Raw genomic sequence first — 21,457 nt, forward strand, 5'->3', positions numbered from 1 at the left:
CGTATTGGACGATCGCCACCCATCTAAACTTCAACTAACTTCTCCGTTACCTTCGTACTACTTGAAAGATTAAAGTTTTTTAGTATACCATAAGTATCAATATGCACATCATTACTAAGTTCCTTTGGATATATACTGCTTTTTGACCAACCAAGATTTTTTAGATAATCGAAAATTACTTTTTCAGACTGCTCAAATAAATTTTCAAAAAAATCTTCGAGTATAACATCTCCCATCATCTTTTGAGCTTCATCAGCAGTATTGCCATAAGAAGATAATTTTAATGATGGAATATAAACTATATGATGTCCGTGATCTTCAAACTCTAAAATTCTAAAAACACCTTTTCCACGTTTATGCTTATAGTCTATTTTTAGGTTTTCTTTTATTTCTCTCACTATTATGATTAAAAAGATTGATTTGCAAACAGATATTTAAATAACAACATTAAATATAGCAATGTTTAACTATACTCAAATGTATATACAAAATTTGTTTCACACAATACCTTTAAATAATTTAACAATTCTTTTACTAGCTTAAATATTTTAGTTTATCAAATTAATATAATAAAATACATGCTTAATTTGATGAAATACTTAAGCAACAAAATTGAGATTACTCGCAAGCTCGGAATGATAATAAATGTTAAAACAAAAAAGGGCCTGAAACAAGTTTCAGACCCTACATCTACCTATGAAAAACATACCCCCGAAAGGGTAAGCCCAAATGTAACTAATTTTATAATTAAAAAGAAAGTTTAAACATTCTTTTTTTTATATAGTGTAATTGTGACACAACTTGGGTGTTTAAAATTGATTGTATCCTTTAAATTAACACTAAAACAAATATTTTGTACTTAAAAAATTAGAGCTATTGCTATCTATAATTTCGTTTAACAAATGTTTATTATTCTCATTTAACTTTGTAGCAACTAAAGATCTGATCGAAAAAGAACGTAAGGCATCTACTACAGAAAGCGTTCCTTCGGCACTGTCTTTTCTACCTGTAAAAGGAAAAACATCTGGTCCGCGTTGGCATTGGCAATTTATATTTACTCTACTCACTTGGTTTACCAAAGGATCAATTAATGCTGCCACTTCTTGGTCATCATTACTAAAAATACTTACTTGCTGTCCGTGAGTTGAATCAATTAAATATTGGATAGTTTCTTCCAAATCATCAAATGGCACAACAGGCACAACTGGCCCGAACTGCTCTTCAGTGTACAATTTCATTTGTGAATTAACTGGATATACTACTGCCGGAAAAACAAATGATTCGTTAGTAGCGCCACCGTTTTCATTCATTACCTTCGCCCCTTTTGCAATTGCATCATCAATTACTTCTTTTAAATAAGCAGGTTTGTGAGGCTCTGGTAATGGCGTTAAAGATACACCATCAACCCAAGGCATGCCAAATTTTAACTGATTTACCGCTGCAGAAAGTTGTGTTAAAAACTCATCAGCTAAACTACGGTGTACAAAAATAATTTTTAGCGCTGTACATCTTTGTCCGTTAAATGATAGGGAACCTAACACCGTTTCTTGTACTGCTAATTTTAAATCGGCCTTTGCTGTAATTATTGCTGCATTTTTTGCATCTAAACCCAAAATAGCACGTAAACGATTTACTTTAGGGTGCATTTTTTTCAGCTCATTAGCCACTTTACTAGAACCAATAAGTGTTAAAACATTTATTTTACCCGATTCCATTAAGCCTGGAATAATTTTATTTCCACGACCGTAAATGGTATTTACTACTCCTTTCGGAAAACAATCTTTAAAAGCTTGCAGCAATGGATAAAACAACAAAGTGCCATGTTTAGGTGGTTTAAATAAAATAGTGTTTCCCATAATTAATGCGGGGATTAATGTTGTAAAAGTTTCATTTAGTGGATAATTGAATGGACCCATACATAAAACAACCCCCAATGGCGAGCGGCGAACTTGTGCTACAATACCTTGTTCCATTGTAAAACCAGACGACTGACGATCTAAATCTTTTAATGCATCAATTGTAGCTTGGATATATTCAATGGTACGGTCGAATTCTTTTGTAGAATCAGCAAAAGTTTTACCAATTTCCCACATGATTAACTTTACTACTTCTTGCTTTTTCTCTATAATAGCATGGGTAAACTTTTCAACGCACTCAATTCGTTTTGCAACACTCATGGTTGGCCATTCTCCCCTACCATTGTTGTAAGCTGTAACTGCGGCATCAAGTGCTGCTGTTGCTTCTTTTGCATCGCAAAGCGGATAAGTACCAATCACTTTTCTTTCTAATCCATTAGCAGTTTTAATGCAAATTGGAGAAAGTACGGTGTGCACATCACCAGTCCAAGGCAACATTTCTCCATTAGATAAATATTCGCGTTGGTTAACTTCGGCTGCCAAATTAAAGGCAGTAGGAATCTGCTCTTCTGTTAAAAAGAGTGCATCCAATTGTTCTTGAAAGTTCATAATTTATAGATCTGTAATCTTTTTATATTTTGGAACCAATAATTTCATAACCGACCATGCAATTAAATAAGCCACTGCACAAAATGCAAACATGATGGTATAAGCAACAGTCATATTAGATTGAACAAGAGGCTTTTGTATCTCTAACAATTGATTAAATAAATTTAAATCGATAGCTTTTAATCGCTCTGCAACTTCTACAGGCAATTTATTAAGCGCCATAATATTTAAATTTACTTTATCGCCATATTTGCTCGCTAGATCTAATGAAGTAATTTGACTTACGAAAGCATTATTACCAAGCTCATTAAACTTTGCGAATGACTCTGAAATACCTTTGTTGGCATAACTATCAAAAATATAACCACCTATTTTAGTAATTAAAACACCTCCAAGGCCACCTGCCATACCACCAATACCTACCACAGAACCAATTGCTCTTTTTGGGAACATATCTGAAACCGTAGTGAAAATATTTGCAGACCAAGCTTGGTGAGCAGATGCACCTACTCCAATTAAAACTACAGGAATCCAAAATGAAATATCGCCCAATGGCTGAGCTAACAACACCACTAAAGGGAACAGCGCAATTAAAAACATCGCTTTCATTCTGCCGTCATAAACTGCATAACCTCTATCGGCAAAATATTTAGGCAACCAACCACCACCAATACTTCCAATCATGGTCATACTATATAAAACCGAAAGTGGTAACATGATATCAGAACCCGTCATACCGTACTGATCTTTTAAATAACCTGGCAACCAGAATAAGAAAAACCACCAAACTCCATCGGTCATAAATTTACCAAAAGTGAAGGCCCAAGTTTGTCTGTAACCCAATAATTTAAACCAAGCAACTTTATCAACATTCGCTTTATCAGCTACTTCATCTTCATCACTATTGATGTACGCTAATTCGGCAGCTTTTAGTCTTTTTTGTTTCTCTGGTGATTCATAAAATATCAACCAAAAGAATAACCAAATAAATCCGATAGCACCAACCAATTCAAAAGCTCGCTCCCAACCCCAATGCTCGGCAATGTAAGGCACAGTTAAAGGAGCCAAAATAGCCCCAACATTTGCACCAGAGTTAAAAATACCAGTTGCAAATGAACGTTCTTTTTTAGGGTGATATTCTGCTGTTGCCTTAATGGCTGCTGGAAAATTCCCTGATTCGCCTATGGCTAAAACAGCTCGAGAGAACATAAAACCCAAAATAGAAACTGGCAATGCTACAATACCAAAATTTGTTAAAACAGATGCAATACCCGTACCTATTGATATTGAATAAGCATGGATTATTGCTCCAATAGACCAAATAATTATAGCAATACCGTAACCCCATTTTGTACCTAACTTATCTACAAAACGGCCAGCGAAAAGCATTGCTATTGCATAAGTAAACTGAAAAACAGCAGCAATGTCTGCATAATCACTATTAGACCAGCCGAACTGTTCTTCTAAAGTGGGTTTTAGTAAACTCAGCACCTGCCTATCGAGATAGTTAACTGTTGTAGCAAAAAACAAAAGGGCGCATATGGTCCATCTGTAATTGCCGATTTTGGTTTGGTTCATAGTTTTTAATTTAACCCCAATATCCCACAAAGGGATTGGTTTAGTTTAAATATTTGGTTGATTCCTACTTAATTCTCCCCAAAGGGAAAATCAATATTTTATTTTGGTTTTACTTTATTGATGATTTCAAATGCCTTCGTGGTTAGCGAATACAATTCATCATAATCTTTATTTTCTAATATTTTTTTACTTACCAATTTACTACCCATTCCAACTGCACAAACACCAGCTTTAAACCAATTATCGATATTGGTTTCATCAATTTCTACTCCGCCTGTTGGCACAAATAACTGACCTTGAAAAAGTTCTTTGATCGATGATAAATACTCTGGGCCTAAAATATTTGCAGGGAAAAGCTTAATAATTCCAGCTCCCATTTGATGTGCAACATTAATTTCGGTTGGTGTCATACAACCTGGAATCCAAAGTTTATCTGCTGCGTGAGTTATTTTTCCTACTTCAGCATCAACTACCGGACAAACAATAAAATCTGCATCGGCAGCTAAAAAATCTGCTAATTCTGATTTATTTTTAATCGTACCAATACCTAAAAACAAATCTTGCATTTCGGTTTTTAAAGCATTTTTTAAAAACTTGAAATTTTCAAGCGCAGCTTTACCTCTGTTGGTATATTCGAAAACACGAACACCGCCTTTGTATAAAGCACGAACAATTTCTAAACTTACTTGCTGATCTTCGTAATAAAACAAAGGCAACATACCTTGATTTTTAATTGCCGCTATCGTGGTTTCCTTATTCTTAGTCATTTTCTGCTAATGTTTTTTCAATATCTGCAACGGTAGCTGTTGTTGCATCACTTGGTATGTATAATTTGTTATAAGCTGCTGCAGTAGCAAAGTTTAGCGTATCTAACGGATTGTTATTTTGATAAAACCCATAAATTAAACCGGCCATAAAACAATCGCCACTACCTACTTTATCTAATATTTTTTCTGAAAGATATTCTTTAGAAACCAAAAGTTCATTTTCAGAATAAAGTGCGGTGTAATATCTAATTCCTTGTTTGTAATCGAAGCGGAAGGTATTAGCCACCCATTTACAGCTAGGGTATTGTTTAATAATTTCTTCTGAGGTTTTTTTGGCTTGCTCAAGATAAGTATTTTTATCATCAGCTTCTACAATACCTACTGCAACCGGGAAATTTAACATTTTTTCGGCTGCCCAGATGTTGCCCATTATCAAATCGCAGTATTGTGCTAATTGAGGAACAATTTCTGAAGGCTGTTTACCGTATTGCCATAATTTGGCACGGAAATTTAAATCGATAGAAACAGTAATTCCTTTTGCTTTAGCAGCTTTAACAGCTTCTAAACAAACATCTGCAGCTGCCTGATTTAAAGCCGGACAAATAGCGCTAAAATGAAACCAAGTTATGCCATCTAATACTTTATCCCAATCTATAGTTTCTGTTTGTAACATCGCAAAAGCAGAATTTGCTCTATCGTAAATTACACCAGCATTTTTTAAGTCTTTTCCTTTTGGCAAATAATATAAACCTATTCTATCTCCGCTGTGATGGATTTTTGATGTATCAATTTTACGATCATCAATATAACCGATGATTTGCTCAGACATAAAATTTTCTGGCAAAGCTGTAAAATAAGCTGATGGAATATCCCATAAAGCCAATGCGGTTGCTACATTTAATTCTGCACCACCCACATAAAAAGGCAATTTATTTTCCGCTAACCATTCGCCATCCCCATCCGGACAAATACGCAATAAAAGCTCCCCAAAACTTAAAACTTTACCCATATTTTAGAAATTGAAATAAGTTTTAGCATTGTGATAACAGATATTCTGGATCACTTGACCTAGCCATTCTTTATTGTATGGCAATTCTCCATTTTCTACATCAGTTCCAAACAAATCGCATAAAATACGTCTAAAATATTCGTGGCGAGGATAAGATAAGAAACTTCTAGAATCTGTTAACATCCCTACAAATTGGCTCAATAATCCTAAGTTAGATAAAGCGTTGATTTGATTGATCATTCCTTGTTTTTGGTCTAAAAACCACCAACCCGATCCCCATTGCACTTTACCGGCTACGGTTCCATCTTGGTAATTACCAATCATTGTTGCCATTAACTCATTATCTGCCGGATTTAAGTTATATAAAATGGTTTTTGCCAATTTATTATTCAAATCCAGTTTGTTTAAAAACTTAGATAAAGCCTTTCCTTGCGGGAAATCTCCGATAGAATCAAATCCTGTATCTGGTCCTAAAGATGCTAACAAACGATCGTTATTGTTTCTTAAAGCACCCAAATGGAATTGTTGAACCCATCCTTTTTCGTGATCCCAAAGTGCAAATTGAAATAGCATAGCCGATTTGAATTTCAAATTCTCTGCTAAACTTATCGCCTCGTAGCTTCTAATTTTCAAGAAAATAGCTTTGATTTCTTCTTCCGTATAATCTTCGGCATAAATTTGCTCTAAACCGTGGTCAGAAACTGAAGCGCCATTTGCTGCAAAATAATCGTGACGAGATTTTAAAGCCGACAAATAGGTTTCATAACTATAAATCGCAGCGCCTGTCAAATCTGCCAATTTATCAATGTAAGTATTTAAACCAGCAATATCATCAGCATTCATTGCTTTATCTGGCCTAAAAGCAGGTAAAACTACAACCTCAGCATTGCTATTTTTTATTTGTTGATGGTATTCTAAACTATCCAAAGGATCGTCGGTTGTGCATAATGTTTTCACATTCATTTTACGCAACAAACCTTGTACGCTGTACTCTTTAGTTTGTAATTTAGCATTACATTCATCGTATATTTTTTTCGCATTGGCGGAAGATAAGACTTCGTGGATATCGAAATAACGTTGCAATTCTAAATGAGTCCAGTGATATAGTGGGTTTCTCAAAGTGTAAGGAACAGTTTCTGCCCATTTTTCAAATTTCTCCCAATCTGATGCCGCACCAGTAATATAATATTCATCAACACCGTTTGAGCGCATTGCTCTCCATTTGTAATGATCGCCGTACAACCAAACTTGAGTGATGTTTTCGAAGTTTTTGTCTTGCGCAATTTGATCTGGCATTAAGTGATTGTGGTAATCAATTATCGGCATATCTTTCGCAAACTCATGATACAACGTTTGTGCTGTTTCAGTTTGCAATAAAAAGTTTTCGTCTAAAAAGTTTTTCACTGGGTGATATATTTTTAATATTATATTATTTTAACAGATCCTGAAATAAATTCAGGATGATGCGACTGACTTAAACCCCACTAAAAATAGAGAAGCCCCCATCTACACAAATCATTGCACCAGTTACAAACTGCGATGCATCGCTCAATAACCAAACTAAAGCACCTTTTAATTCATCTGGATCACCGAAACGTTTAAAAGGAGTTTGTTTAATTACCGACTGACCGCGAGGTGTAAAACCACCATCTGGCGTAGTTAATAAGTTTCTGTTTTGTTCGGTTAAGAAAAAGCCTGGTGCCAAAGCATTCATACGGATTTTATCGCCATAACGGTTGGCCAATTCTACTGCAAACCATTGGGTATAGCAATCTACCGCAGCTTTACCCATATTGTAGCCCAATACTTTGGTAACTGCTTTTTTAGAATTCATCGAAGAAATATTTACAATACTTCCTCTTCCTGTTTGTGCAATAGCTTCTCCAAAAACTTGAGTTGGAATTAATGTTCCCCACAAATTTAGGTCGAGCACTTTTTTCATTCCATCCATTTTCATGGCAAAAACGCTTTCTTCTGGTTGCAAAACACCATCTGGCATATTACCACCTGCTGCATTTACCAAACCATCAATTTTACCGAAAGCGGCGATAATTTTTTCTCTGGCCGCAATTAATTGTGCTTCATCCATTGCATCGGCAATTAAAGCAATTGCTTTACCGCCATTTTTATTGATTGCATCTGCTCTTTCGTTTGCGATGGCTTCATTTCTACCTAAAATACCAACTGCACCGCCAGCTTCTACAATTGCGTTAACGAAAGAATTTCCTAAAATACCTGTTCCGCCAGTTACTACGATTACTTTACCTTCTAAAGAAAATGATTGTTCCATTGTTATTGTTTAATCAGCCCCACCCCAACCCTCCCCAGAAGGGAGGGAGTACAAGGAGGTTAGCCTTTCTATTGTTTACTTTTATGCTTTGGTTCGTGTCTCCACGAACCATAATTATTTCGGTTCGTGAGGACACAAACCGAGGCCATAACCTATTTTAATTCTTTTACTCCAAATGTATCCATATCGGCATAATCTAAATTTTCGCCTGCCATACCCCAAATAAAACTGTAATTTTTTGTTCCGCTACCTGCGTGTATGCTCCAAGTTGGAGATAAAACTGCCTCGTGGTTAGCTACAATAATGTGACGAGTTTCTTGTGGTTCGCCCATATAATGGAAAACTCTATGTTCTTCATCAACATCAAAATAGAAATATACTTCCATTCTTCTGTCGTGTGTATGAGGCGGAATGGTATTCCAAACACTTCCTGTAGAAAGAATAGTTAGGCCCATTACCAATTGGCAACTTTGTATCCCATCTTTATGGATGTAACGCATAATTTTACGCTCGTTAGCCGTTTCAACACTTCCTAACTGTGCAGAAAAAGCATCTGCATTTTGCAAATAAGTAGTTGGATAAGTTGCGTGAGCTGGAGCTGATAAAATATAGAACACCGCTGGATTATTAGCATCAGCACTGCTAAAACTTACATCTTTTACACCTTTGCCCATGTATAAACAATCTAGTTTTGCTAAATTGTAAGTAGTGCCATCGGCGATAATAGAACCTGCACCGCCAACATTGATCACACCCATTTCTCTACGTTCTAAAAAGAATTCGGCACGTAAAATATCATAAGTCCCTAAAGGTACAACTTGGTTGGTTGGCGTAATTAAGCCAGTAACCATTCTATCGTAATGCGAATAAACAAAGTTTGCTTTGTCTTTTTCCTTTAAATCATCTAATAAAAAACGTTCTCTGATTTTATCAGTTCCGTAAGTTTTAAAATCTTCTGAGTGTACGTGTTGTATAATTTTCATATTTATTAGTTTGGCGTTTGGCGTTTAGGGTAAGGCGTTTGGTAGGCTTAACTCTATACGCTAAACGCAATTCGTTTTATAAAGAAACCCCTCTTTTCCAAGGGATAAAATCATCTTGGTTTAGTAAAACTGATTTTGGGATTATTTCGCCACTGGCAGCTTTAATACAATATTCTAAAATATCTTCGCCCATTTCTTCAATGGTTTTTTCACCTTCAATTACTGGTCCGGTGTTGATATCGATGATATCTCCCATTCTTTTAGTTAAAGCATTGTTGGTAGAAACCTTAATTACCGGACAAACTGGATTACCTGTTGGTGTACCCAAACCTGTAGTAAATAAAATTAAAGTTGCTCCACTTGCAGCTTTACCAGTTGTGGCTTCTACATCGTTACCGGGAGTACAAACTAGGTTTAAACCGTGTTTTGTACTTGGTTCGGTATAATCTAACACATCTTCAACTGGCGATGTTCCGCCTTTTTTTGCTGCGCCGTTACTTTTAATGGCATCGGTAATTAAACCATCTTTAATGTTGCCTGGCGATGGGTTCATGTGGAAACCAGAACCTGCATTTTCTGCTGCCTGACTGTAGGCTCCCATTAAACTGATGAATTTTTTAGCGGCAACTTCGTCTTTTGTACGGTCTATTAAATCTTGCTCGGCTCCACATAATTCTGGAAACTCTGCCAATAAAACTGTAGCACCTAGACCAACCAATAAATCTGAACAATAGCCCACTGCCGGATTTGCAGAAATACCACTAAATCCATCGCTACCACCACATTTTACCCCAACATTCATTTTGCTCAAAGGTGCAGGTTGACGTTCAATTTTGTTAGCTTCAACCAACCCTTCGAAAGTTTTTTTGATAGCCAAGGCAATCATATTTTCTTCGCTTTGCGATTGCTGTTGCTCAAAAATGAACATCGGTTTATCGAAATTCGGATTTCTATCTTTTAAATCTTTGGTAAAATCTTGAACTTGTAAATTCTGACATCCCAAGCTTAAAACCGTAACACCCGCAACGTTTGGATGATCTGCATAAGCAGCTAATAATTTGCTAAGCACAGCTGCATCTTGTCTAATTCCACCGCATCCACCTTGATGGTTTAAAAATTTAATCCCATCAATATTTTTAAATGGTCTGTCTGTTGTAGTTCCTTCAAAAGAAAGTGGAGCTTCTAACGATGAAATATCAACACCATGTTTATAAGCTTCAACCAAATGTTTAGTATAACTTTTATATTTTGCGGTTACCGCATAACCCAATTCATTATGTAAAGCTTCTCTAATTACATCTAAATTGCGGTTTTCGCAAAAAACTGTTGGAATAAACAACCAATAGTTTGCTGTACCAACTTTACCGTCTGCACGGTGGTAGCCATTAAATGTTCTGCCTACAAATTTAGAAACGTCTGGCGCTTGCCAACTATAGCGATATGGGCGGTATTCATAAGGTGCAGCAGCATGTTTTAAATTATCGGTGTTCATTACCGAACCTGCACGAACTGTAAATTGTACTTTACCAACTAAGGTTCCATACATATTTACTTCATCGCCAGCATTCATATCAGTCATGTAAAACTTATGCTTTGCGTCAATATCATCAACCAAAACATAATCTACACCCTGATAAGTTACGGTTTGACCAGCCTTTAAATCGGTTAAAGCAACCAATACATTATCTTGTGGATGAACTTTTAAAACTTGTTGTTTCATCGGTATATTTAAATTAATTGAGTAGAATTTTGAGCTTTTAAAGCGACTTCTATACCACTTTCAGCTATCAAATTATATTTTTCTATTACTGTTGCTGTAAAACCAGGCAAAAGCATTAAATCAGTTTTCCAAAAATCAGCATCTTTAAGCACAGCTGATGGATAATTTTCTTTAGCAATCTTGTTGAAATAGTTTGCACTATCATCTGTAATCAGATATTCGTTTCCTTTATGTGAGCCATAATATTTACCATCTTTTTCATTAGCCACATTCATAAAAGTTAAATAAGCAGCAAAGCCAAAGGCGATGTTTTCTGGAACGTTGTTAAATAATTTATAGTGATTAAGCAATAATGGTAAAATACGAATTTTCATCTTCATACTGTACTGGAAAGTGATATTTAACCACAAATGCTCAATAGATGGATTAGCGAAACGGTCTTTTACAGTACCAGCAAATTTTGTTGTTTCGGCTTCGGTAACTTTATACGGAATAGCAGGAGCAATTTCGGTTGCCATTAAGCTATCAATGTAAGCTTTAATTTCTGCGTTTTGCATCGCATCTTTAACCAAATTGATACCCGATAAATAAGCAATACCAGAAGTTAAGGTGTGTGTGCCATTTAACAAACGAACTTTTAGCTCTCTATAAATTTCAATGTCTTCGGCAATTACTACGCCTTCATCTACTTTAGCAAAACTTAAAACCTCGGCAACTTTAGCATCTCCCTCAATAGCCCAAAGACTATAAGGTTCGCTCATCGATAACAAATGATCTTCATAACCCAAGTCATCTTGTAATTTAGCTAAATTTGCTGCATCGGGTTTACCCGGAACAATTCTATCTACAAGAGAGTTACAAAATCTATTTTCGCTTTGTAACCAAGCAATAAAATCGTCTGATAAATTATTGAATGTAGCTAATTCTAAAATTATCGAGCCTAATTTTTTACCGTTTTCTGGTATCAACTCTGTTGCGATGATGACTAAACCAGTTGCAGTTGAACCTAAAATTTGGAAACGCTTATGTAAAACAGCCAACACTTTTGCAGGAAACGATAAAGGCGGATTTTGATCAATACTTTCCTCAACCAATTGAATACCAACTTCAGTTGTGTTAGAAACGATGATTTCTAAATCTTTAGACTTTGCTATTTCGAGGATAGCATTCCAATCTTCGTTAGCCGAAATTACTCTGCTTATGGCCGATGAAATGATGTTTTCTGAAACAAATTCGCCATTAGAGATCCCTCTGATGCAAAGCGTATATAAATTATCTTGTGCATCAAATTCTGAAGTTGATCCGCTGGTAGATTTAACAACAGCAACTCTCCCATTAAAAATGCCTTGTCTGTTGGCTTTATCGATAAAATAATCTGGCAAACCACGTAATAAAACGCCAGTTCCGAATTGCAATACTTTCTCTGGAAGTTCAAATATGTTAGGTTGTGGCACAATCACATCAGCCTTATTGATAAGGTTTAGATTTGCTTGAGATAAAATCATTTTTATGAATACAGGTTACAATTTATAATAGTTGTAAAGCATACCAAGCACACTTTGCAACATTTGGTTATAGCAATAATACCTATTTTTGATGGGTTTAAAAGCGATTTGAGTGCAAATATTTGCGCAATCGTTCCCGAGTTTAGTTGACAGTTTTCAGTTTGCGGTTATCGGTTTCCAATTAGCAGTTTTCATTTGGCAACTTGCAGTTCATGGTTTTATTTAAAGCTACTATTGGCACTTTAAATTTTGTTAACTGTAAAATGCAAACTGTTTACTGGTTAGCTTTTTGCCATTTTGGATATTCTTTTTGAATAAGGCTGTTTGCCCATGTGCCATACCATGAATAGCCTTTTCTTCTTTCGAAACTAATATCAGCTACATTATACTTGATAGAATTGTCGCGATCGCCAAAAATAGGTTTGTTGGTTTCAAATTCATAAAACCTTGCCCATATAATTGAGTTAGGATCAGCAATTAGACCGCGATCTTTCCCGTCTGGAAATTGATCGAATTTATAGCCAACAATTTTTGAGTTATCGAACCAAATAATAGCATTATTAATTGCAGATTTTACTTCATCAGAGGGATTTTCAATTTTTATTAAAAACTTAACAATACCAGCAGATTCTGCAGTGCTCAGCGAAGCTGGTTCAAAAGCTCTAGCTTTTGCAGGCTTTAGGGTAAGATGATCATACTGAGCAGCCCAAATACTTGGTTTACCGTTTTGTAATACTTGCGATTTAACAATACAATCCACTCCTTTTGTTACAGCCGCTGTAGCTTTATTGGCTAATTTTGGATTTACAATTTCGAAATCGTTTGTTTTATTACTGATATTTAACATGATGTTTAATACATTGATCATGGCATCATCATTAAAAGTAATTTCGGCTCGGTAACTGCTATTATCTGGATAATATTGAGGCCAGCCCCCGTTTGCATATTGCGCTTCAAGCAAATATTCAATCCCTTTTTCTGCCGCTTTTAAATAGGCTGGGTTTGAGGTGTTTTTAAATGCTTTTACTAAAGCTGTAATTTCTCTACTTGTTGCCTTATTGTCAATTGTTGCATGTTTAGCAGGAGTTGATTTAATTTTAGCCAACAAATCTGCATCGATAGGCTTTTCATAAGATACCACGCTTTTATCTACCAACTGCTTCGGCCAACCACCATTTGATAGTTGATAAACTAAAATTTTTTCGGCAGTTTCATCAACCTTATAGCTAATTTGAGGTGGTTTTTGTGCAGTTGCACAAGAAGCTAAACTCAAGTAAATTATCGTAAAAAGTATTTTAACTGTGTTTTTCATTTGCCTCACCCCCTGCCTACCGTCAGGCAGGCAACCCTCTCCAAAAGAGAGGGAGTTATTTTAATTCGTAATTGAAATATGTATTATTTAACCGCAAAGACACGAAGAACGAAAAGGTTATAGTTTTTAAAGCTTTGCATTTGCTTAGCGACTTACCGAATTTCACCTCCACAACTTCCCGACTATTTCGCCTTTTCATTTAACCAATCTACCAAATCATTTAAGCCTTTGTAATTATCGTACATCGCAGGTAATTTTCTTCCATCAACATACTCATTATATAACCATGGATCACCAATTACAAAAACCGTTCCTTTACCATATTTCGTAACTGCAATTACATCTGCACCATCCGCATCTTTTAAAATTGGTTTGGCATCGCCTGATAATTTTAAACTGCTGTATTCTTTAATAAAGAGATTTTTAGCTGATTTAAAAATTCCATTCCCGCTAGGCACCACCACTTTCGCAGTTTCAAATACACCAGCAACAGGAACCTTACCTTTGGTATCGCCGTTAAAATGAACACCAAATTTATTGGCTAATTTATTAAAGTGTTCTAATTCTACATTCGGTCCATCGTTGCCCAACAATACTAAAACACCACCGTTTTTAACCCAATTTGTGATATTGTTAATGTCTTTCTCTTGTATAAAATTAGGTTTTGGCGTTTCTTTTTCATTATCAGGATCTACAATTAAATAAACCGAAGTGCCTTTTAAATTTGCAGCAGTTGGCGCTTGATACAAAGTTTTAGTTGTAAAACCTTTGCGTTCAAAAGCTTCGCCTAAGAAGGTAAAACCATTATTTCCTCTTTCGTCAAATTTGTAATGCCAAATTAAATCGTTGCCGCTTTGGTCTTTTTTAACCTCATTATTAAAATATGAATCTAAGGTTAAAGTTTTGCCTAATGCTGGCTTTGGTAATGCTGCCAATTCCATTTCGTTAGCTGCCAAAATAAAAGAGCCTATGCCTTTTGCATCATTGGTAATTACTTTCTCTTTCATGTAATATTCGTAACTACCATCGCGATATGGTTTGCCACCTAAACCAGAAACTGTAACCGTTCCTTTTAAGTTTACTAAACCTGGAGCAGCTTGTTCTATAAATTCAGAATTAATGCCTTTATAACCTTTATCCGCTACTGCGAAATAAGATTTAGGCAAATAACCCATTCTAACTGCTTTTGCGATTGCATACACAAACATGCTCGAAGCTGATGACTCGAAATAATTGCCTTTGCCTTGTGGTTTATCTAAAATATCGTACCATAAGCCAGTTTTTGCATCTTGTACTTTTTGTGTAGCTAACGCAAAGCGATTTAAAATAGCAATCAATTCTTTACGTTTTGGATGTGTTTTAGGAAAATTATCTAACACATCTACCAAAGCCATTCCGTACCAACCCATTGCTCTTGCCCAAAAATTTGGCGATCTGCCGGTAGTTTTATCAGCCCATTGCTCGGTTTTAGATTCATCCCAACCGTGGTACAATAAGCCAGTTTTATTATCACGAGAATTTTTCTCCATCCAAATAAACTGATTGGCAATATCATCAAATACAGATTGATCATTAATTAACATCGCATATTCCGCATAAAACGGTTGTCCCATGTACAAACCATCTAACCACATTTGGTTTGGATAGATTTTTTTATGCCAAAAGCCACCCTCTTTAGTACGTGGATGCTTTTTCAACTGCTCCCATAAAATTGTAGCCGCTTTAAAATATTTTGGCTGATTGGTTACTTTGTAAAGTGTTAATAACGTTCTGCCATTTTTAATGTTATCAATATTGTAATCCTCTTGTTTGTACATTTTAATTGTACCTTCTTTGGTTACATAATTGTCCATGCAAGCTTGCATGTAATCAAAGTATTTGGTATCTGCGGTATTTCTCCAAACACCATCAATTCCTTCAAGCATTACACCTTGATCGTACGACCATTTTACAGGTCTGAAATGATTGGTTGCAGCATTTGCTGAATCTTTAGATAAGGCTAAAACCTGATCTGACATTTGCTGTGATAAAGGTTTTTCTTGGGCGTTAACCTGAAATGTAAAACTTGCTAAAGCTGTGAATGCTAAATATCTAAGCGATTTTTTCATGTTATTTATTGATCTGTAATGATTTTTCTGTTGCACCTGCGGTAAATTCTGATTTTGTTGTGGCTTTTGCCGCATCTAAACCAGAAGTTTTAATTTCGCTATTGTTAGCTCCGCTAATGCGGAAAAGCAATTGTGCAGCATTATAATTTATGTTTTTAAAGTTGATTACATTTCCATTTTGGACACTAATTAATGGATTTGAGGTTGCAGCATTGATGTTGATATTAGTTAAGTTGATGTTTTTTGCCTCCTGAATATCGATACCTTCTTTTGATTTGATATTTAAGTTATTGATAGAAATATTGCTGATGCTTAACTCAGGTAAACCTCTAATAAACAATGCTTTCGAAGCACCATCACACACTACATCACTAATCTGAAAATCTCTAAAAACTGGTGTTTCTTCTGTTACTGGTAACAATTCTACCTTAATCGCTTCCCTTTTATCTCCTTTTAAAGGTATCGGATCTACCGCTGCATAATACATATCAAACAAAATTGCTTCGCCAACAATACCCGTCATGTTGATGTTTTTGATAAAGATTTTCTCTACTACACCGCCTCTTCCGCGGGTTGTTTTAAAACGGAGACCGATGTCTGTACCGATAAATGAGCAATCTGAAACGAAGATATTTTTTGCACCGCCAGACATTTCGCTACCAATTACAAATCCACCATGTGCATGATAAACCGTACTATTTCGAATAATTACATTTTCTGTTGGCATGCCGCGTTTTCTACCTGCTGCATCTCTGCCAGATTTGATGCAAATTCCATCATCACCAACATCAAAAGTACTGCCTTCTATCAACACGTTTTTGCATGATTCTAAATCTATACCATCGCCATTTTGGGCATACCATGGGTTTTTAGCATAAACATTTCTAACGGTTAAATCTTCACACATTAGTGGATGAATATTCCAAGCTGGCGAATTTTGAAAAGTAACGCCTTCTAATAAAATCTTTTTGCATGAAGTGAAAACTAACAAATTTGGTCGTAAAAAATCTTTAATTGAAGCAAAAAACGCAGGAGTTTTATCTTTAGTAATCTCACCAGGATTTTTCATTTTCGAAGCATCTAAAGATTGCTGTGTAGGATACCAAGTTTTTTTATCATCACTTAACACACCACCTGTAGCTACTAAAGCTGCCCATTGACTTTCGTTTAATTTACTTTTTTTAACCATTCGCCAAGCATCACCAGCACCATCAATAATTCCAAATCCGGTTACTGCAATATTGGTTTGGTTTGTTGCCCATAACGGCGATTGATTTCGCATTTGTGGCAAACCTTCCCAATTACTTTCAACCAATGGATATTGACTAAAATCTCTCGTAAATTGCAAAATCGCATTCTTTTGCAAATGCAAATTTACATTGCTTTTCAATTCTATCGGACCAGTGATCCACATTCCACTAGGAACCAACACAACACCGCCACCTTTTTTATTGCAGGCAATAATGGCATCGTTAATTGCTTTGGTATTGAGTAAAAAACCATCATTTTTTGCGCCATATTTAACAATGCTAATGGTATCTGCTTTAAATGAAGTTTGAGCAATTACAGGAAGGTTAGTCCATGAATATTCTGGCTGTTTAGCTTTTTGAGCATAAACACTTGATGAGGCGATAAAAATTAATGTAAAGATAGTTGAGACTATTTTTTTCATTCGGAGTTACGATTTATAATTGGTTAAAACTGTATTCATTCAATTCGTTGATTTGGTAAAAAACGATGAATTGAGCACGTTTATTCTAACAAGTCTACACAGATTAATGCATTAATGAAACAAAAACGGCATAAATAACTATGCAATCGTTATCAGTTTGCAGTTTTAAGTTGAGAGTTTACAGTTTTGGATGCCGAATAAAACGATGTCATTTACTTCTCAATTCTAAAAAAATCAAAATCGGCATAACCTGCATCGTTGGTTTGCTGATCGCGAACTGCGAACAAGCCAACTTTTGCACCTATCCACTTGCCCGGTTCTGCTTCAAAAACATTGTTTATATTGGTGTATTTATCTCCATCTAAACTATAAGAGAATTGGCATTTGGCGCCTTCACTTACGGTTACTGCCAAATAAATGGTGTTAGTTGAAAGCTTAATGATAGTTTCTTCTTTCTCTTGTTTGCCTTTATCTGCAGCTTTGCAAACCGTATAAACTAAATAATTTCCATCCTTTTTACTTTTAACCGCCAAGTTTGCGTAACTCAAGCCAGCGATGATTAAACCAGCTTTTTCGTTTTCTAATTTGGTATTTGGTGTAAAAGCTAGTTTAGTCACTACGTTAAATCGTTCTGTTGGGAATTTTTGTAAGAGTAAATTTGGTACCTCCCAAAAGTTCTTTGCACTGTCGGGCATTTTTACAGAGTACAATCTTAGCATCCCCTTTGTAGGGTTTAAAAACGACCAAGTAGCTTGCGGATTTGCCTGCCATTGCCATTGTAAACCTAAATTTACACCATTAAACTCATCGCTTTCTGCTGGTGTTGCAATAGGTGTAGGTTTTGTGATGTTTGGTTTTTTGTAAACTAAAACTGGTTCTCCTATGCCATCGCCATCTTTGTCTATTCCAATTACCGGCCAATTATTAATCCATTTCATCGGCTGCAAATGAACTACTCTACCATAAGCTCCTTTATCTTGAAAGTGCAAAAACCAGTCTTCTCCAGTTTGTGTGGTAACCCAAGCTCCTTGATGTGGGCCATTAATTTTAGTTTTACCTTGATCTATCGCAACTTTACGTTCATACGGTCCGTAAACATTTTTTGATCTTAAAATGGTTTGCCAACCTGTAGCTACTCCTCCGCCAGGTGCAAAAATATAATAGAAACCATTTCTCTTATAAAATTTAGGGCCTTCAATGGTTGGATCCAACTCGTGACCATCGTAAACTAATTTGCCTTCATCAATTACTTTATCGCCTTTGGCATTCATTTGTTTAACCACGATGATGCTTTTGATCCCTGCTCTACTACCTGCGTAAGCATGTGTGAGGTAAACTTTTCCATCTTCATCCCACAGCGGACAAGGATCAATTAAACCTTTACCAGCTTCTACCAAAACAGGATTTGACCATGGACCAGCAGCATTTTTAGCCTTAGTTAAGTAAATACCAAAATCTGGATCTGGATAATAAAGGTAAAACTCGCCATTGTGGAAACGGATAGATGGTGCCCAAACTCCATTGCCATGTTGGGTTTTAGCAAAATGCTCAAAAGGTGGTTGTCTTTTTAAGGCATGGCCGATGATTGTCCAGTTAACTAAATCTTTTGAGTGCAAAATTGGCAAGCCTGGAACAGCATCAAAACTTGAGGATACCATGTAAAAATCTTCTCCAACTCTAATGGCATCCGGATCTGAATAATCTGCATCCAATACTGGGTTTTTATAAGTTCCATTACCTAAATCGGCCACCCAAACTTTAGAAACTTGTTTTTGGGCAAAGGCAGTAGCGGAAAATAAGAGTAGGAAGGTTAGGGTTTTTAATTTCATTTTGTGTCTTTGATTTCTGTCATCCTGAGCTTGTCGAAGGATTTTGAAGGCGCTTCAACTACCAGCCTCGGCAGGCAGGCGCTTAGTGTGATAAACTATTTACTTGGCAACCAAGCTGATGTGCCTGCAAAAATGTTTTTTAACGTGTATTGTTTAGCTTCTTTTTTGGTTAATTGTTTAGACCAACTTACTCTACTTTCTTTTACAAAACCTGGCCCTGTTGAGCCGTATTCTGCATAAAAAGTAGTTTTATGGTTATCATTGTTGTTCCAAACATGCCATCCCTCTGGTAAAATATGTTTACCCATTTCTGTATTAATAAAAACAGTTTTGGCATTTGCACGCCATGGGCGACCTAAATAAACTTTTTGAGCACTTTCACTAGCGGTTAGTTTGCAGTTCAGAAAAACAAATCCGTAAGGTCTATCTTTTATAGTTGATGCTGCTGTGATGTACGAATTCTTTTTACTATGAATGGTGCAATTTTCGAAAACTGCCGTTGCTGCACCAAAAATAAAATCGGTTGTACCTTCGATATAACAATCAACATAGTATTGTCGGCTGGTATCTGTTGTTGGAAATAAGGTATCTTGATTACCTAAAATTCTACAATTTTTGATGATTACTTTATCGGCTTCAACATGTAATGCTACTGCTTGACCAACCGATCCAGCAGAGTTTTCGAAAGTTAAATTTTCTGCCTTAAACTCATTTCCTTTTACTAAAACGGTGTAAGATGTGTAGGTAGTTAATCCATTTTTACCCGAATAATCATCAAAAGTAATCATCGTTTCGGCTGCACTTTCTCCAATTAAAGTTATTCGAGTTTTTTGAGATGGAATAACTAACTTTTCTTTATAAATTCCTTTTTTAATATAGATAGGCACTTGCACTTCAGACCAATCGCGGACTGCCATAACAGCTTCTTGTATGGTTTTAAAATCTCCGCTACCATCTTTAGCTACAGTAAATGAGGTTGGAAAGGTTTGTATTTGCGCAATAGCGGATAAAGAAACGAAGAGGAAGATGCTTGATAATAGGGTTTTCATATCTTATTTGTCATTCTGACGAAGGAAGAATCTCAACATCAATTATTTTAAAAAATTTATCTTATTAGAAGTTATTACGTTAATGATTGTAGTTTATTCCTAGCTATAAAAAATTCATTTTAAGAGATCCTTCACTGCGTTCTGGATGACAAGATCATCATAAAAATTTTAATTTACTCCTTCGGGTTCCAGCCGTTAAAAATATTAGTTAATGTATATGCTTTAACGCTTGTTTCATTTAATTGGTGCGACCAATTTACACGAGCTTTTGCATTTGCACCAGACCCTTTGCTATTGTACTCTGCATAAAATGCGGTTTTCTCATTGCTTTCTTTGCCCCAATTGTTCCATCCTTCTGCTTTAATCATTTTACCTAAATCGCAGTTGATAAAAACTGATTTGGCATACGGACGCCATGGCCTACCTAAATAAAAAGAGTTTTCTGGTGCATCACCGATTATTTTACTATTGATAAAAACATAACCATATTTGGCTGTATCTGGAGATGATGATGCGGTGATATAACCTGCTTTTTTACAGAAAATTTCACAATCCTCGAATACTGCAGTTGATGAACCGAATATAAAATCTACTGTACCTTCGATATAACATTTGTAGTAATATTGCCTGCTGCCATGACCGTATGTGTATAAAGTATCTTGAAAACCCAACATTCGGCAGTTAGTAAATTTTGCTTTATCACCTGCAACAAATAAGGCCACCGCTTGGCCAACTGGTCCAGCAGAATTTTGAAAAGTGATGTTCTCTGCAACAAAACCATCGCCATAAATATAAAAACTAGCAGAACCTGAAGTTCCTTTTTCTTCACCAAAAGTATTTTTCTTTTGTGCCCAATCATCAAAAGTCAAAATTGTTTTTTCTACACTTTCGCCAATTAGCTTTACCAATTTTTTAGAGGCTGATAAATTAATTTTCTCTTTGTAAGTACCATTTTTTATGAAGATTGTAGTTGGTACTTTTCTGAAATCTGGCACCGAATTGATCGCTTCTTGTACAGTTTTAAAATTCCCAGAACCGTCTGCAGCGACTACGAAATCGTAGGGAGATATTTGATGTGAGATATGAGATTTGATACTGGATGCTTGAGCAAAAGAGCAATTCAGTAATATAACAATCGAACAATAAAACAATCCTTTAAAAACCTTCATA

16 protein-coding genes are annotated in these 21,457 nt (G+C 35.7%); all 16 read right to left on the reverse strand.

The genetic code is table 11. From position 1 onward, the window contains the following. Window positions 1–23: 23 nt before the first annotated feature. Complete coding sequence (locus tag FA045_RS05305; protein ID WP_136875212.1) at window positions 24–398, reverse strand: type II toxin-antitoxin system HicB family antitoxin; 375 nt, start codon at window positions 396–398, stop codon at window positions 24–26. Between the two features lie 441 nt (window positions 399–839). Further along, window positions 840–2,465, reverse strand: a complete 1,626-nt coding sequence (locus FA045_RS05310; RefSeq protein ID WP_136875214.1) for an NADP-dependent glyceraldehyde-3-phosphate dehydrogenase — start codon at window positions 2,463–2,465, stop codon at window positions 840–842. A 3-nt stretch (window positions 2,466–2,468) separates the two neighbouring features. Then, on the reverse strand, window positions 2,469–4,043 hold the full coding sequence (locus FA045_RS05315) for an MFS transporter (RefSeq protein WP_136875216.1): 1,575 nt from the start codon (window positions 4,041–4,043) through the stop codon (window positions 2,469–2,471). Window positions 4,044–4,141: 98 nt separating this feature from the next. Then, window positions 4,142–4,810 carry a beta/alpha barrel domain-containing protein gene (locus FA045_RS05320; protein ID WP_136875218.1) on the reverse strand — a complete coding sequence of 223 codons (669 nt, stop codon included), beginning with the start codon at window positions 4,808–4,810 and terminating at the stop codon, window positions 4,142–4,144. Continuing rightward, window positions 4,803–5,819, reverse strand: coding sequence for a sugar kinase (locus FA045_RS05325; protein ID WP_136875219.1), 1,017 nt, complete (start codon window positions 5,817–5,819; stop codon window positions 4,803–4,805). Before FA045_RS05325 ends, FA045_RS05320 begins: the two co-directional genes overlap by 8 nt. A 3-nt stretch (window positions 5,820–5,822) precedes the next feature. Then, entirely contained in the window at window positions 5,823–7,223 is a 1,401-nt protein-coding gene (gene uxaC / locus FA045_RS05330) for a glucuronate isomerase (protein ID WP_136875221.1), read from the reverse strand. 70 nt (window positions 7,224–7,293) lie between these two features. Further along, window positions 7,294–8,109: an SDR family oxidoreductase gene (locus tag FA045_RS05335; RefSeq protein WP_136875223.1), complete on the reverse strand. Its 816-nt coding sequence runs from the start codon at window positions 8,107–8,109 to the stop codon at window positions 7,294–7,296. A 152-nt stretch (window positions 8,110–8,261) separates the two neighbouring features. Beyond that, entirely contained in the window at window positions 8,262–9,092 is an 831-nt protein-coding gene (kduI, locus tag FA045_RS05340) for a 5-dehydro-4-deoxy-D-glucuronate isomerase (protein WP_136875225.1), read from the reverse strand. A gap of 76 nt (window positions 9,093–9,168) precedes the next feature. After that, window positions 9,169–10,812 carry a UxaA family hydrolase gene (locus FA045_RS05345; protein ID WP_136875227.1) on the reverse strand — a complete coding sequence of 548 codons (1,644 nt, stop codon included), beginning with the start codon at window positions 10,810–10,812 and terminating at the stop codon, window positions 9,169–9,171. Window positions 10,813–10,820: 8 nt separating this feature from the next. After that, complete coding sequence (locus FA045_RS05350; RefSeq protein ID WP_136875229.1) at window positions 10,821–12,317, reverse strand: tagaturonate reductase; 1,497 nt, start codon at window positions 12,315–12,317, stop codon at window positions 10,821–10,823. Between the two features lie 274 nt (window positions 12,318–12,591). Further along, complete coding sequence (gene pelA, locus FA045_RS05355; RefSeq protein ID WP_136875232.1) at window positions 12,592–13,629, reverse strand: pectate lyase; 1,038 nt, start codon at window positions 13,627–13,629, stop codon at window positions 12,592–12,594. Between the two features lie 182 nt (window positions 13,630–13,811). Beyond that, window positions 13,812–15,737, reverse strand: coding sequence for a glycoside hydrolase family 88 protein (locus FA045_RS05360; RefSeq protein WP_136875234.1), 1,926 nt, complete (start codon window positions 15,735–15,737; stop codon window positions 13,812–13,814). 1 nt (window position 15,738) lies between these two features. Then, window positions 15,739–17,409, reverse strand: a complete 1,671-nt coding sequence (locus tag FA045_RS05365) for a glycoside hydrolase family 28 protein (RefSeq protein ID WP_136875236.1) — start codon at window positions 17,407–17,409, stop codon at window positions 15,739–15,741. A gap of 212 nt (window positions 17,410–17,621) precedes the next feature. After that, window positions 17,622–19,238, reverse strand: coding sequence for a glycoside hydrolase family 43 protein (locus FA045_RS05370; RefSeq protein WP_136875238.1), 1,617 nt, complete (start codon window positions 19,236–19,238; stop codon window positions 17,622–17,624). Between the two features lie 95 nt (window positions 19,239–19,333). Beyond that, window positions 19,334–20,287, reverse strand: a complete 954-nt coding sequence (locus tag FA045_RS05375; RefSeq protein WP_136875240.1) for a pectinesterase family protein — start codon at window positions 20,285–20,287, stop codon at window positions 19,334–19,336. A 173-nt stretch (window positions 20,288–20,460) separates the two neighbouring features. Beyond that, window positions 20,461–21,456 (reverse strand): pectinesterase family protein, encoded by a 996-nt coding sequence (locus FA045_RS05380; protein WP_136875242.1) that lies wholly within the window; start codon window positions 21,454–21,456, stop codon window positions 20,461–20,463. Window position 21,457: the final 1 nt, after the last annotated feature.

Source organism: Pedobacter cryotolerans (assembly GCF_005116475.1).
Taxonomy (GTDB): Bacteria; Bacteroidota; Bacteroidia; order Sphingobacteriales; family Sphingobacteriaceae; genus Pedobacter; species Pedobacter cryotolerans.